The organism is Caminicella sporogenes DSM 14501 (genome assembly GCF_900142285.1).
In the GTDB taxonomy this organism is placed as follows: domain Bacteria; phylum Bacillota; class Clostridia; order Peptostreptococcales; family Caminicellaceae; genus Caminicella; species Caminicella sporogenes.
In genome coordinates this window covers 36,927-52,434 of the sequence record NZ_FRAJ01000004.1, presented here as the reverse complement: position 1 = coordinate 52,434, position 15,508 = coordinate 36,927, and the positions used below count along the sequence as shown (strand labels likewise).

At 29.8% G+C, this 15,508-nt stretch carries 16 protein-coding genes; all 16 read left to right on the top strand.

Annotation, left to right across the window (positions count from 1 at the left end; genetic code table 11):
• The first annotated feature begins 203 nt into the window (after positions 1-203).
• The 16 genes from BUA90_RS02400 to BUA90_RS02325 all read left to right on the top strand — a co-directional run bounded on the left by BUA90_RS02400 (position 204) and on the right by BUA90_RS02325 (position 15,446).
• The gene (locus BUA90_RS02400) at positions 204-506 is read left to right on the top strand and encodes a PTS sugar transporter subunit IIB (protein ID WP_072965801.1); all 303 of its coding nucleotides are present in this window, start codon (positions 204-206) and stop codon (positions 504-506) included.
• 70 nt (positions 507-576) lie between these two features.
• Complete coding sequence (locus tag BUA90_RS02395) at positions 577-1,863, top strand: PTS sugar transporter subunit IIC (RefSeq protein ID WP_072965800.1); 1,287 nt, start codon at positions 577-579, stop codon at positions 1,861-1,863.
• A 120-nt stretch (positions 1,864-1,983) separates the two neighbouring features.
• Entirely contained in the window at positions 1,984-3,294 is a 1,311-nt protein-coding gene (locus tag BUA90_RS02390; RefSeq protein ID WP_200793468.1) for a 6-phospho-beta-glucosidase, read from the top strand.
• A gap of 20 nt (positions 3,295-3,314) precedes the next feature.
• A complete protein-coding gene (locus tag BUA90_RS02385) occupies positions 3,315-3,626 on the top strand; it encodes a PTS sugar transporter subunit IIA (protein ID WP_072965798.1) in 312 nt (103 codons plus the stop codon).
• Positions 3,627-3,659: 33 nt separating this feature from the next.
• Positions 3,660-4,751 carry a DUF871 domain-containing protein gene (locus BUA90_RS02380; protein ID WP_072965797.1) on the top strand — a complete coding sequence of 364 codons (1,092 nt, stop codon included), beginning with the start codon at positions 3,660-3,662 and terminating at the stop codon, positions 4,749-4,751.
• A 181-nt stretch (positions 4,752-4,932) separates the two neighbouring features.
• A complete protein-coding gene (hrcA, locus tag BUA90_RS02375) occupies positions 4,933-5,973 on the top strand; it encodes a heat-inducible transcriptional repressor HrcA (RefSeq protein ID WP_242945021.1) in 1,041 nt (346 codons plus the stop codon).
• 75 nt (positions 5,974-6,048) lie between these two features.
• Positions 6,049-6,666, top strand: coding sequence for a nucleotide exchange factor GrpE (grpE, locus tag BUA90_RS02370; protein ID WP_200793467.1), 618 nt, complete (start codon positions 6,049-6,051; stop codon positions 6,664-6,666).
• A 99-nt stretch (positions 6,667-6,765) separates the two neighbouring features.
• Positions 6,766-8,610, top strand: coding sequence for a molecular chaperone DnaK (dnaK, locus tag BUA90_RS02365; RefSeq protein WP_072965796.1), 1,845 nt, complete (start codon positions 6,766-6,768; stop codon positions 8,608-8,610).
• Between the two features lie 77 nt (positions 8,611-8,687).
• Positions 8,688-9,836: a molecular chaperone DnaJ gene (gene dnaJ, locus BUA90_RS02360; RefSeq protein ID WP_072965795.1), complete on the top strand. Its 1,149-nt coding sequence runs from the start codon at positions 8,688-8,690 to the stop codon at positions 9,834-9,836.
• Between the two features lie 156 nt (positions 9,837-9,992).
• Positions 9,993-10,949, top strand: coding sequence for a 50S ribosomal protein L11 methyltransferase (gene prmA / locus BUA90_RS02355; RefSeq protein WP_072965794.1), 957 nt, complete (start codon positions 9,993-9,995; stop codon positions 10,947-10,949).
• A complete protein-coding gene (locus tag BUA90_RS02350; protein WP_072965909.1) occupies positions 10,942-11,700 on the top strand; it encodes a 16S rRNA (uracil(1498)-N(3))-methyltransferase in 759 nt (252 codons plus the stop codon). Before prmA ends, BUA90_RS02350 begins: the two co-directional genes overlap by 8 nt.
• Positions 11,701-13,005 carry a tRNA (N(6)-L-threonylcarbamoyladenosine(37)-C(2))-methylthiotransferase MtaB gene (gene mtaB / locus BUA90_RS02345; RefSeq protein ID WP_072965793.1) on the top strand — a complete coding sequence of 435 codons (1,305 nt, stop codon included), beginning with the start codon at positions 11,701-11,703 and terminating at the stop codon, positions 13,003-13,005. It begins immediately after the preceding gene.
• Positions 13,006-13,064: 59 nt separating this feature from the next.
• Positions 13,065-13,409 (top strand): histidine triad nucleotide-binding protein, encoded by a 345-nt coding sequence (locus BUA90_RS02340; RefSeq protein ID WP_072965792.1) that lies wholly within the window; start codon positions 13,065-13,067, stop codon positions 13,407-13,409.
• 131 nt (positions 13,410-13,540) lie between these two features.
• On the top strand, positions 13,541-13,720 hold the full coding sequence (gene rpsU / locus BUA90_RS02335; RefSeq protein WP_072965791.1) for a 30S ribosomal protein S21: 180 nt from the start codon (positions 13,541-13,543) through the stop codon (positions 13,718-13,720).
• A gap of 18 nt (positions 13,721-13,738) precedes the next feature.
• Positions 13,739-14,182 carry a GatB/YqeY domain-containing protein gene (locus BUA90_RS02330; RefSeq protein ID WP_072965790.1) on the top strand — a complete coding sequence of 148 codons (444 nt, stop codon included), beginning with the start codon at positions 13,739-13,741 and terminating at the stop codon, positions 14,180-14,182.
• Positions 14,183-14,333: 151 nt separating this feature from the next.
• The gene (locus BUA90_RS02325) at positions 14,334-15,446 is read left to right on the top strand and encodes an amidase domain-containing protein (protein ID WP_072965789.1); all 1,113 of its coding nucleotides are present in this window, start codon (positions 14,334-14,336) and stop codon (positions 15,444-15,446) included.
• Positions 15,447-15,508: the final 62 nt, after the last annotated feature.

Sequence of the window (15,508 nt, the reverse complement as noted above, 5' to 3'; positions counted from 1 at the left end):
AGTTTTAAATAAAAATATAGATTACATGTAAGACCAAAGGATATAAATTAGAAATTATTAAGAAAGGATGTGATGAAGTTTTATTAAGCGGATAAAGAAAACGTATTCAACATTTTATATTTGTTTACTTAGGGAAAATGCTACTATGAGAGTATTTATTTCGATAATAGAAATAAAAACAATAATTGTGAGGAGGTTTATTTATGAAAAAAATTATGCTTGTCTGTTCTGCAGGTATGTCAACTAGCCTAATGGTTACAAAAATGAAGGAAGCGGCACAAAATAGAAATATTGAAGTTGAAATTTTTGCAATACCTGAGGCTGAAATAAAAAATCATAGTGATGTAGATGTTATTCTTTTAGGACCGCAGGTTAGATTTTTATTAAATAAGTTGAAAACGATGATGGAACCAAAAGGCATTCCAGTTGCTGTTATTGATAGTGTTAAATATGGAACAATGAATGGTGAGGCAGTTCTTGAAGATGCATTAAGATTAATAAATTAATTGAGCAGTTGATCTAGTATGTTTATAACTTATTAAATAAAGTTATAAAAATATAAGAAGGGAGATTCATATGAAAAGGTTTTTTGATTTTATGGAAAAACATTTTGTGCCAGTAGCTGCTAGGATAGGGTCTCAAAGACATCTAGTAGCTATTCGTGATGGTTTTGTTGGTATTATGCCTTTAATTCTAGCAGGTTCTTTTGCAGTATTATTAAATCAAACTGTTTTCAAATGGATACCTGTACTTGACATACTTTCTGCGATTAATGGAAATGTTTGGTGGGGAACATTTGCAGTAATGAGTTTATTAATAGCTTTTTCAGTTGGATATAATTTAGCTAAAAGTTATGGTTCTGATGCACTTGCAGCAGGATTAATTTCTGCAGGAGCTTTTTTAGCTGTAACTCCACAAGTTCATGGAGATGCTGGTTGGGGTTATATTTATTGGGAATATTTGAATGCTACAGGTTTATTTACTGCTATAATAGTAGCTATTATAACTACAGAAATATTTGTTAGGCTTATGAAAAAGAATATCGTTATAAAAATGCCTGATAATGTTCCACCAGCAGTTGGAAGAGCATTTGCAGCAATAATTCCAGGTTTGATTGCTGTATATGCGCTTGGGATTTTAGCATTTTTAATAGATAAGTTAGGTGGGAATAGTTTATATGATTTAGTTTTAAATTTAATTCAAAAGCCTTTACAAGGATTTAGCCAAGGTATATTTTCTGTTATGTTTTTTGCTATGCTTATAAATCTTTTCTGGTTCTTTGGGTTACATGGAGCCAATATAATGGATCCAATAATGAATGCATTGTATTTACCTGCTTTAGAAGCAAATGCAAGTGCTATACAGCAGGGATTACAAGCACCTAATATAGTTACAAGAGTTTTTTTCGATGCTTATATACATTTAGGTGGTTCTGGTGCTACATTAGCACTTATTTTAGCAATATTCATTGCTTCTAAAAGGAGAAAAGATTATAAAACAGTTGCAAAATTAGCTGCTCCAGCAGGAATTTTTCAAATTAACGAGCCTATAATATTTGGATTACCTATAGTTCTTAATCCGATTTTATTTATTCCTTTTATTATCGTTCCAGGAGTTTTAACACTTATCGCTTATATTGCGACTGCTAGTGGACTGGTACCTCCAACATATGTTGTAATGCCATGGACAACTCCTGTTGGTATTGGTGGTTTTTTAGCGACAGGGGGAAGTATAGCTGGAGGATTATTAGCATTAGTGAACTTTGCAGTAGCTGTAATGATATATTTACCGTTTGTAATCTTAGCAGATAAAATGGCAAGAGGAGAAACTAATATTAAAAAAGAGGAGAGTACTGCTAAATAAAACCGAGAAGATTTTATGTCTTTTCGGTTTGGATTTTTCAAAAAAAGAAGGATAATAAAGTATTAAAAATATCATGTAAAGTATTTACTTATGAAATTTGTTTTGTGAGGTGTGATGATGATGAATGAAGGCTTAAAAGTTGCAGTAATAGGTGGAGGAAGTAGTTATACCCCAGAATTAATAGAAGGATTTATTATTAGAGCTAAGGAACTTCCAGTAGATGATATATATTTAGTTGATATAGAAGAAGGCAAAGAGAAACTTAGTATAGTTGGAGAATTAGCAAGACGAATGTTTTTAAAAGCAGGACTAAAAACTAGAGTGCATATAACTTTGGATCGTAGAGAAGCAATTAAAGATGCTGACTTTGTAATAACACAGATAAGAGTAGGTGGACTAAATGCAAGAGCAAGTGATGAAATAATTCCTTTAAGATATAATGTTATTGGACAAGAAACAACAGGAGCAGGAGGTTTTGCTAAGGCAATTCGTACAATACCAGTTATTTTAGATATATGCAGAGATATTGAGGAATTATCTCCAAATGCATGGTTGATAAATTTTACAAATCCAGCTGGAATTATTACTGAAGCAGTTTTGAAATATACAAAAGTAAAAGCTATAGGTTTGTGTAATGTACCTATTGGAATAGTAAATAATGTTGCAAAGATACTTAATGTTAACAGTAAGCGTGTAAGAATAGAATTTGTTGGTCTTAACCATATGGTTTATGGTAAAGAAATATATTTAGATGGGCAAAATATAACTTCTACCGTTTTAGAAAAATTAAGTGATACTGCATCTATAAATATGAATAACATTCCTGATCTTAACTGGGATAAGGATTTTATATATGCATTAGGAATGCTTCCATGTCCTTATCATAGATATTTTTATATGACAGAAGAGATTTTAGAACAAGAGATTGAAGATTTAAAGAGTGGTAAAGGTACTAGAGCACAGCAAGTAATGAAAATTGAAAAAGACCTGTTTGAAAAGTATAAAAATCCAAGTCTTGATGAAAAGCCAAAAGAACTTGAAAAAAGAGGAGGAGCATATTATTCTGATGCAGCAGTTTCTTTGATAAATGCAATATATAATGATAAAGAAGAAATTCATACAGTTAACGTTCGAAATAATGGAGCTATTTCAAATTTACCTAATGATGTAGTAGTAGAGATTAATTCGGTGATTAGCAAAGCAGGAGCTAAACCAATTGTTTTTGGAAAACTACCTATAAAAATAAATGGATTAATTCAACAAGTTAAAACATATGAGCTTTTAACAGTAGAAGCTGGTGTAACAGGAGATTATTATACTGCTTTGATGGCATTAACAGCAAATCCTCTAATTCCTTCAGTTAAAATTGCAAAAAAAATATTGAATGATATACTTGTTCAAAACAAAGATTATTTACCACAGTTCAAATAAAAGATGAGGAGCGATAAATTATGGTTTCTGAGATGACAATACTTTCAATAATAACTTATAGTGGAGATGCTAGAAGTTCAAGTATGGAGGCAATTGTCTATGCTAAAAATGGAGATTTTGATAAAGCAAAAAGTTGTATTGAAGAAGCATCGAAAAAGCTTAAATTAGCACATAGGGAGCAAACAAATCTAATACATGCTGAAGCACAAGGTCAAAAACATGATATATCACTATTACTTATTCATGCTCAAGATCATTTGATGAATGCAATGGTTGTTAAAGATCTTGCAAATGAGTTTATAGATATGTATATGAAAATGAGTAACAAATAATTTTATTATCAAAATATAATTTAGGAGGAAAAAATGAGAAGATTAGGTGTTTCTATATATCCAGAGAATGCAAGTGTAGAACAAAACAAATCATATTTGTATTTGGCAGCAAAATACGGATTTACAAGAGTTTTTACATGCCTTATATCAGCTAAAGGGGATATAGATAAGATTATTAGAGATTTTAAAGAAGTTGTTACTTATGCAAAGAGTTTAGGTATGGAGGTTATAGCTGATGTAAGTCCAGAGGTATTTAAACGATTTAATATTAGCTTCAAAAACTTAAAATTTTTTTATGAATTGAATTTGGCAGGAATAAGATTAGATATTGGTTTTTCAGGAATTGAAGAGAGTTTGATGACTTTTAATGAACATAAACTAAAAATCGAAATTAATATAAGTAATGGAACTAAATATCTTGATAATATTCTCACTTATCTTCCAAATAAAGAAAATTTAATTGGATGCCATAATTTTTATCCCCACAGATATACAGGGCTTTCGAGAGAGCATTTTATAAAATGTTCTAAACAGTTTAAAGAATATGGCATAAGAACTGCTGCATTTATTTCTTCAAGTAATGCAACATTTGGACCGTGGCATGTGAATGAAGGATTATGTACTCTTGAAGAACATAGAAATAAACCTATTGAAGTTCAGGCGAAAGATTTATTCAATACAGATTTAATAGATGATGTCATAATAGCCAATTGTTTTGCATCAGAAGAAGAATTAAAAATTCTTGGTAATTTGGATAGAAATATACTTGAACTAACAGTCGAGTTTAATGATAACGTTCCAGAATTAGAAAAGAAAATTGTTTTGGAAGAATTACACTTTAATAGAGGAGATGTTTCTGAGTATATGATACGCTCTACACAAAGTAGAATAAAATATAAAGGGCACAAATTTGAATTGTTTAATCCAAAACCTATAAAAAGAGGTGATATTTTAATCGAAAGTTCTCTTTATGATAGATATGCTGGAGAGCTTCAAATTGCATTAAAGGATATGGAGAATAGCGGAAAGACAAATGTTGTTGGGAAGATTGTAGATGAAGAATTGTTTTTGATTGATTATATTAAACCATGGCAAAAGTTTAAGTTTAAAAAGGCTATGCACTAATTATTTAGTGCACAGCCTTTTTAAATATTTCAAGTTAGATATATGTATTTTAAACTATGATAAATTTAATTTTATAATGAATTAAATTAAAGAAAATAAAAAAAATATATTGACAAAATTAAAATTAAGTGTTAATTTAAAAACAGAAAAGTTTAGCACTCATCAACGGAGAGTGCTAACAATGGAGAGTGGTAATATGACTCTAGTTGATAGAAAACTTAAAATTTTACAAGCTATAATAGATGATTTTATAACTACTGCTCAGCCGGTTGGGTCAAGGACTATTGCCAAGAAATATAATTTAGGTATCAGTTCGGCAACTATAAGGAATGAAATGTCAGATTTAGAAGAACTAGGATATTTAGTTCAACCACATACTTCTGCTGGAAGAATACCATCTGATTTAGGTTATAGGTTATATGTTGATGTGCTTATGAAACATTATGAATTAGCTGCTAAACAAAAATTGATTATAAAGCAGCTTTTACTGGATGAAATAAATAAAATAGAAGATTTGGTACAACAGGCATCAAAAGTATTATCACATATAACTAATCTGACTTCTTTGAGTTTATCACCGCAGTTTAGAAAGAGTAAGCTAAAAAATATTAAGTTAGTTAAAGTTGATAGTGATAAAGTGTTATTAATACTCGTATCTAATACTGGTATAGTTAAAAATGTACTGTTGAGGATAAAAGAAGCTTCACAAGATGTTTTAGACAGAATTAGCAATTTATTGCAGCATCAATTGAAAGGTTTTAGTATAGATGAATTAAGTGATGATGTCATTTTAAATTTAAAAAATGAAATTGTAGAATACGGGAATACTATAGAGTCTTTGGTATTGACACTGAAAAATACGCTTAAAGAAATAGACGATAGAGAGATATATTTAGATGGTTTAGCTCATATATTTAATTTACCGGAGTATACAGATATAAATAAAGCTAAGCAATTTATATCTACTATTGAAAAGAAAGATTTATTATATGAGGCTTTGAAAGATAATTATGAAGAAGATATTACTATCAAAATAGGAAGAGAAAATAATTTAGAAGAAATTAAAGATTGCAGTTTAATAACTGCAACATATAAATTAAATGGAAAAGTGATAGGGAAAATAGGAGTTATAGGTCCAACTAGAATGAATTATGCTAGAATAATACCTGTTATGGAGTATATTACCAAAATTTTGACTGATATATTAAATAAGAATTATTAATCCTGCATCAGGTGTTTGTGCTGATGCAGGAGTTTATGCTTACTAGAAAATTTAATTTATTAGGTGGGTGGTTAAATGAGTTTAGATAAAGAAAAAGATATATTGGAAAATTTAGATGAAGAAAATAAGGAAAATCAAAAAAATAATATTGATAGTGAAGCAGATGAAAAAGAAACAGAAAAAGTAAAAAATGAAGATGGCAATTGTATAGGATGTCAAGAGAGAGAAGATAATAAAGATGAATCAGAAGAAATAGAAAAATATAAAAAAGAAATTGAAGAATATAAAAATAAATATTTGAGAATAACAGCAGATTTTCAAAATTTTAAAAGAAGAGTTGAAAAAGAAAAAAGTGATTTATATAAATATGGAAGTGAAAAAATTATTGTAGATATTTTACCGATACTTGACAATTTGGAAAGAGCGTTGCAGTCAGCGGAAGATGCTGAAGATAATAAAGGATTGAGAGATGGAATAGAAATGGTATATAAACAGTTTAAAGATGTTTTACAAAAGCATGGATTAGAGGAAATTGACTGCCTTGGAAAAGAGTTTGATCCAAATTGTCATCATGCTATAATGCAGGAAGAATGTGAAGATAAACAATCTAATTCAATCATAGAAGTATTTCAAAAGGGTTATAAACTTCATTCAAAAGTTATTAGACCTAGTTTGGTAAAAGTTGCAAAATAGAAAAATAGATTTGATTATATATTACATATTATTTATTAAGTTGATGAGCAAATTAAAATTTAGAAGTATACTAAAATAAACTGTTAAGGAGGATGGAAAATGGGTAAAGTAATAGGAATTGACTTAGGAACTACTAACTCATGTGTTGCTGTACTTGAAGGTGGAGAACCAGTTGTTATTCCTAATGCAGAAGGTAATAGAACTACACCATCAGTTGTGGCTTTTGCAAAAAATGGAGAGAGATTAGTTGGTGAAACTGCAAAAAGACAGGCAATTACAAATCCTGATAGAACAATAATTTCTATAAAAAGACATATGGGTACTGATTATAAAGTTAAAATAGATGATAAAGAATATACACCTCAAGAAATATCAGCTATGATACTTCAAAAACTTAAAGCTGATGCAGAAGCATATTTAGGAGAAAAAGTAACAGATGCAGTTATAACAGTTCCAGCTTATTTTACAGACAGTCAAAGACAGGCTACTAAAGATGCTGGAAAAATTGCAGGTTTGAATGTAAGAAGAATTATAAATGAGCCTACGGCAGCTTCATTGGCTTATGGTTTAGATAAATTAGAAGAAAATCAAAAAATACTTGTTTTTGACCTTGGTGGAGGTACATTTGACGTTTCAATATTGGAACTTGGCGATGGGGTATTTGAAGTAGTTGCAACAAGCGGTAATAATCATCTTGGTGGAGATGATTTTGACCAAGCAATTATTGATTATATAGCAGAAGAATTTAAAAAAGAACATGGAATAGATTTGCGTCAAGATAATATGTCATTGCAAAGATTAAAAGATGCAGCAGAAAAGGCTAAAAAAGAATTATCAACAGTTCAAACTACGAATATAAATCTTCCTTTTATTACTGCATCAGCATCAGGACCACTTCATCTAAATATGGATTTAACCAGAGCAAAATTTGAGCAGTTAACAGCACATCTAGTTGAAGCTACTTTAGAACCTACTAAAAGAGCATTAGAAGATGCTAACTTAACACCAGCAGATATTGATAAAGTTATATTAGTGGGCGGTTCAACAAGAATACCTGCTGTGCAGAGAGCTATTAAAAACTTAATTAATAAAGAACCATACAAAGGAATTAACCCAGATGAATGTGTAGCTTTAGGGGCAGCTATTCAAGCAGGAGTTTTAACTGGTGAAGTTAAGGACTTATTATTACTTGATGTAACACCACTTTCATTGGGTATAGAAACACTTGGAGGAGTATTTACAAAGTTAATTGAAAGAAATACAACTATACCAACTAAAAAGAGTCAGATATTCTCTACTGCTGCAGATAATCAAACAGCTGTAGATATTCATGTGTTGCAAGGTGAAAGACCTATGGCAGCAGATAATACGACTCTTGGAAGATTTCAACTTACTGGTATACCTCCAGCTCCTAGAGGAGTACCTCAAATAGAAGTTACTTTTGATATAGATGCTAATGGTATAGTTCATGTATCAGCTAAAGATTTAGGAACAGGTAAGGAACAAAAAATAACTATTACAGCTTCTACTAATTTGAGTGAGGAAGAAATACAACGTAAAATAAAAGAAGCTGAAAAATATGCAGAAGAAGATAGAAAGAGAAAAGAAGCGATAGAGGCAAAAAATAAAGCAGATACTCTTGTATATGAAACAGAAAAAGCTTTAAAAGAATTTGGAGATAAAGTATCTGCTGATGAAAAGAAAAATATAGAAGATAAGTTGTCAGCTCTTAAAAAAGCTTTAGAAGAAAATGATACTGAAAAAATTAAAAAAGGTACTGAAGAATTAACAAATGCCTTCCATGTTTTATCACAAAAAATATATCAGCAGACAGCTCAACAATCTGCACAAGCAAATGCTACTGAGGAAAATAATGCAGATAGTTCAAAAAAAGATGAAAATGTAGTAGACGCTGATTATGAAGTAGTAGATGATGACAAGTAATTATGAGGCACCCGAGCGGGTGCCTTATGGTTGTGTGAAAGATACTCACAAACCTAAAAAAGAAAGGCGGTAAAAATGTGAGTAAAAGAGATTATTATGAAATTTTAGGAGTAGATAGAAATGCAGACGAAAAGGAAATAAAGAGGGCTTTTAGAAAATTAGCTATGAAGTATCATCCAGATAGAAATCCGGGTGATAAGGAAGCAGAACAAAAGTTTAAAGAAATAAATGAAGCTTATGAGGTTTTGAGTGATAAAGAAAAAAGAGCTATGTATGACAAATTTGGTCATGCAGGAGTAAATGGCAACGCTCAAGGTGGCTTTGGTGGAGGATTTAATGGAGGTTTTTCAGGCTTTGGGGGCTTTGAAGATATTTTTGGAGATATATTTGATATGTTTGGTGGAGGTTTTTCTTCTTCCAGAAAAAGAAATAGGCCTCAAAAAGGTCGAGATATAAAAACTCATGTACGTTTGACATTTGAAGAAGCTGCATTTGGAGTAGACAAAGAAATTGAAATTTATAGATATGAACAGTGTAAAACATGTGGTGGCACAGGAGCAAAACCGGGAACTTCATCTAAAACGTGTCCAAAATGTAATGGTACAGGGGAAATAAGATTTTCTCAAAGGACACCTTTCGGACAGTTTGTTAATGTAAAAACTTGTGATATGTGTCATGGTGAAGGTAAAGTTATAGAAAAACCTTGTACAGATTGTAATGGACAAGGTAAAGTTAGAAGAAAGAGAAAGATAAATGTAAAAATACCGGGTGGAGTAGATGAAGGTTCAGTAATTACCTTAAGAGGTGAAGGAGAACCCGGTGTAAATGGAGGACCTAGGGGTGATTTATATATCGTTGTAGATGTTATTCCTCATCAAATATTCAAGAGAGATGGATATGATGTAATTTGCGAAATACCAATAACTTTTGTTCAAGCAGCACTTGGAGATGAAATAATTGTTCCAACATTAGATGGTAGAGTAAAATATAAAATACCAGAGGGTACTCAAAGTGGCACTGTTTTCAGATTAAAAGGTAAAGGTGTTCAAATATTAAATGGTTATGGTAGAGGAGACCAATATGTAAAAGTAATCGTAGAAGTTCCTAAAAAACTTAATGAAAAACAAAAACAATTATTAAGGAAATTTGCAGAAGAAATGGGCGAAGATGTTCATGAGCAGAGAAAGACATTTTTCGATAAAGTAAAAGATGTATTTGGTATTTAGTCACCTAGTTTATGACTAGGTGACTTCTGCTTATATAGATATTTGCTTATAAGAGTTTTTATTTTAAAACTAAGTATATAATGAGCAAAATATTTTGTAATAAATAAATAGTTGGGTTATAATAAAATCTATAATCATAACCTTGGAGGGAAAAAAATGAAATGGCATGAAATAAAAATAAAGACTGTTTCAGAACATGTTGAAATAGTGGCAAATATACTATATGATGCAGGTGTTGGTGGTGTAGTTATAGAGGATCCAAATGATATAAATTTATTTGACAGAGATGAATCGAGTTGGGATTATTTTGATGAAGAAATTTTAAATTTTGAATATGAAGGTGTTATAGTAAAAGGCTATTTGCCTGATAGTGAAGATTTGCACGATAAAATAAAATTTATAAAAGAATCTGTACATAAATTAGCTGATGATTTGCAAAATAAAGAAGATGAAATAGTAACTGTAGCAGATGTGTATGAAGAGGACTGGGCAAATGCTTGGAAACAGTATTATAAACCTAAAAAAATTGGCGAAAAGATTGTTGTGAAACCTACTTGGGAAGAATATGAAGCTAAAGAAGGTGAAAAAGTAATAGAGTTAGATCCCGGTATGGCATTTGGAACAGGAACTCATGAAACGACTATGATGTGTATAAAAGCATTAGAAAAGTATGTTAAAAATGACAGTACAGTATATGATATTGGCTGTGGAAGTGGTATTCTTTCAATAGCTGCAGCAAAGCTTGGTGCTAAAAAAGTAATAGGTGTAGATTTAGATGAAGTAGCAGTTAAGGTTTCAAAAGAAAATGTTTATGTAAACTCTGTGGAAAATGTAGTTGATATTAGGCATGGTAATCTAATGGAAGTTGTAGAAGGAAGAGCAGATATAATTGTAGCTAATATAATAGCAGAGGTAATAAAAATATTAGTAAAAGATATAAAAAAATTTATGAAAGAAGATTCAGTATTTATTGCATCTGGTATTATACTCGACAAGATAGATGAAGTAAAAAGAGAGTTAGAAGCTAATGGATTAGAGATTATTTCCATAGAAAGACAAGGAGAATGGGCCGCTATTTTATCAAAAGCTAAAGTTGGCGATAAAAATGAATAGATTTTTTGTCAGAAAAGAAAATATATTAGAGGATGAAAAAAAGCTATTTATAAATAATAGAGATGACATAAAACATATTAGTAAAGTTTTAAGGCTTAACAAAGGAGATATTTTGGAAATATGTAATGGAGAGAAAAGAGAATATTTGGCGGAGATAAGAGAAATAAATAAAGATGAAATTGAATGTAAAATTTTAAACAGTATGGTATCAAAAAGTGAACCGGAAATAAGTATTACACTTTTTCAGTCTATACCTAAAGGAAGTAAGATGGAATTAATCATACAAAAATGTGTAGAAATAGGAGTTAAAGATATAATTCCTGTTATATCTAAAAGATGCGTTGCAAAGATAAAAGATGTAAAATCCGAAGATAAAAAGTTAGAAAGATGGAATAAAATTTCGCTAGAAGCTGCAAAACAGTCTAAAAGAGGTATAATACCTAAGGTAGGTAGAGTGATAAAATATTCTGATATTGAAAAAATTGCTTCTAATTATGATTTGATTATAATACCTTATGAATTAGAAAACAGCGTTGGAATTAAAAAAGTGTTAAAAAAAAGTGGAAAATTTAAAAATATAGCAGTTATAATAGGTTCAGAAGGTGGATTTGAAGAAGAAGAGATTTTAGAAGCTGTTAATTGGGGAGCAAAACCTGTAACATTAGGACCTAGAATATTGAGAACAGAAACTGCAGGTTTAGTTGCATTGAGTGTGATATTATATGAATTAGGCGATTTGGGAGGTAACTAAGTGAAAACAGTAGCTTTTTATACTTTAGGTTGTAAAGTAAATCAATATGATACTGAAGCAATGGCTGAATTGTTTGAAAAAAGAGGTTATAAGGTCGTAGATAGTCATGAATTTGCAGATATTTATGTTATAAATACGTGTACAGTTACTAATTTAAGTGATAGAAAATCCAGACAATTCATAAGGAGAGCTAAAAAGAAAAATCCTAAAGCTAAAATAGTTGTAGCAGGTTGTTATGCTCAAACTGCTTCTGAAGAAGTTTTAAAAATAGAAGGTGTAAATTTAATTATAGGTACAAATAAGCGAAATGAAATAGTAGAGCTTATAGAAGCAATTGATATCGATGAAAAAGCAAATCATGTGGATAATATAATGAAAATTGATGAGTTTGAAGAACTTTCAATAGAAAAAATAAAAGGCAAGACGAGAGCATTTCTTAAAATACAAGAAGGATGCAATCAATTTTGTTCATATTGTATTATACCTTATGCAAGAGGACCAGTAAGAAGCAGGAAATTTGAAAATATTATATCAGAAGTAAAGAGATTATCAAAAAATGGATTTAAAGAAATTGTACTTACTGGGATACATATTGCATCATATGGAAAAGATTTAAAAGATAAAAATTTAATTGATGTAATTAAAGCTGTTCATGGTGTAGAAGGAATAGAGAGAATAAGACTAAGTTCTGTAGAACCAAATTTAATAACAGAAAAATTTATTGAAGAAATAAAGTTACTGCCCAAGTTTTGTAATCATTTACATCTTTCACTTCAAAGTGGATGCGATGAGACTTTAAAGAGAATGAACAGAAAATATACTACAGAAGAATATAGAAATATAGTTTTAAACTTAAGAAAGGCTATACCAGATATAGCAATTACTACAGATATTATTGTAGGTTTTCCGGGTGAAACTGATGAAGAATTTAATACTACTTGTAAATTTGTCAAAGAGATTAATTTTAGTCAAATCCACGTTTTTAAATATTCGCCGCGTAAAGGTACACCGGCTGCTAAATTTAAAAATCAAGTTCATCCTAACATTAAAAATTTAAGAAGCGAAAAAATGATAAAAATAGCAGATGACTTAATGCTAAAATATAGAAAAAGATTTATAGATAAAACTTTAGATGTACTGTTTGAAGACAGATTAAATAATGATAAAAATATTATTACTGGGCTAACTACAAATTATATAAATGTTGCGGTTGAGGGAAATGAAGATTTTGTAGGGAAAATAATACCAGTAAAACTCAAAAAAATTAAAAAAGATGTAATAATTGGAGAAATAATAAATAAATAGAAGGATTTTAATAATATTTGTTGAATAATAATACTTAGGAAAAGGAGGTGTTTATAATAATGTCTGAGTGTGTTTTTTGTAAAATTGTAAATAAGGAAATACCTTCTGAAATTGTATATGAAGATGATAAAATAATTGCATTTAAAGATATAAATCCTATAGCACCAGTTCATGTGCTTTTTATACCTAAAAATCATATAGCTTCGTTAAACGATATAGATAATGAAAATGCAGATGTAATATCTCACATTTTTATTAAGATAAGAGAAATGGTTAAAGAGCTTGGTATTTCAGATGAGGGATACAGAGTAGTTAGTAATTGTGGTGCTTTAGGAGGACAAACAGTAGATCATATTCACTTCCATTTAATAGGTGGCAGACAATTTCAATGGCCTCCAGGCTAAAATATATTGCAAAGTTTGCAAGTTTAATGTATAATAGCAAGGTAATAATTACTCCTCTGTGATTTATAGCAATAGATTGCTATAGACACAGCAATGTAGCAATATTTAACCAGAGGAGGGGGGGAAGTTTTATGTCACAGGTTAGAATTAGAGAAAATGAATCATTAGATCATGCTCTTAGAAGGTTTAAAAGAGAATGTTCTAAAGCTGGAGTTATGTCTGAAGTTAAAAAGAGAAGACATTACGAAAAGCCAAGTGTAAGACGCAAAAAAAAGGCAGAAGCTGCAAAGAGAAAAAGAAGAAGTTATTAAATTAAAGAGGTGAAAAATATGTCCCTCAAGGATGTATTGATGCAGGATTTAAAAACTGCAATGAAAGAAAAAGATGCAATTAAAAAATCAACTATAACTATGATAAGAGCAGCTATAAAGCAATATGAAGTTGACAATAGAAAAGAAGTTGATGATGAAATAGTTATCGACATAATTGCAAAACAGCTAAAGCAAAAAAGAGATGCCATAGAAGAATTTAAAAAAGGTGGCAGAGAAGATTTAGTAAAGGAAGCTCAAACTGAAATAGAAATTTTACTTAACTATTTGCCTAAGCAGCTTTCTGAAGATGAAATCAAAGAGATAGTTAAGGAAATTATTGATAAAGTAGGTGCTAAAGGTCCTAAAGATATGGGAAAAGTTATGGGAGCTTTGATGCCTAAAGTAAAAGGTAGAGCTGATGGAAAACTTGTTTCAAAAATAGTAAAAGAAATCTTATCATAGTATATAAATATTAAGAAAAACTGTCTATATCTAAGTTTACTTATTAGATATTAGGCAGTTTTTTTAATTTTTTGAAATTTAACATTATATGATATTCTAAAATTTTTAATTTATACATATAATTTCATAAGTAGCAATTGGAGGGACTGAGATGATAGTAATTCTTTCTAAAAAAAAGTTGTTAATTATTATAGTTGCTATTTTTATCATAATAGGATTATTTTTTATTTTTAAAAATAATTTTGATTTATTGACTTTAACAATATTTAACAATGATGAAAATGTTTCGAGTATAATTCAAAATATATTTAATATGAGAAATGAAGCTATTTTAAAAAAAGATATAGCTATTTTGAAGAGGTTATACGATATTAAAATTAGGTATGGAATATGGGCTTATGAACATGAATTAAAAAAGATGAAATATTTACATGAATGGTCAGAAAAACAAGGGATTGTATTTCAAAAAATAAGAGCTTTAGCGAAAGTAAGATGGGTGAATAAAACTAAAAAAGGATATAAAGTAAATCTTATAGTTTCTACAAAGTATAAATATTACTATAAAGATAAACCGGGAGAGGTTAATGAATTTAGAATAGGTACGTATCATTCAATAGATATTGAAAGAAAAGGAGAAAATTGGGTAATTACAAGGGAATGGTATACAGACCCGTTTGCAGATTCACTTCATATAGATAGTTTGAAAAGTAGTGAAATCACACAATTTATAATGAATCAAAATAAAAGAGATTTTAGTAATATAAGTAATAGAAGAAAAAGAGCAGTTAAGTATGCTGATAGATATTGTGGTGCAGCTGCAGATGAAAAATATGGATTTAAATATAATAAAAAGTATAAAAATTATAATCCATTGGGCGGGGATTGTGCCAATTTTGCTTCACAGATTCTCTATGAAGGAGGAAAATTTAAACAAAATAATGTATGGAAATATCATAAAGGTGGAAGTAAAGCATGGGTAAATGCACATGCTTTTAAGAACTATATGATATATAGCAAAAGGGCTTCAAAAATAGCTTACGGCACATATGAACAGGTTTACAAATTATCATATAAATTACTTCCGGGGGATTTTATAGCTTATGAAAAAAAGGGCAGAGTAATTCATATTTCAGTAGTAACAGGTGCAGATTCAAGAGGGTATGCATATGTTCACAGCCATAATACTGACAGATATAGAGTTCCGTGGGACCTTGGATGGAATGATAGGGGAATTAAATTTTGGTTAGTTCGTGTTCATTACTAAACCTTAAAAAAGAGGTTTATTTTTTGTGATTAATGTAGAGTAATAGCAAATAAAGATAAGGC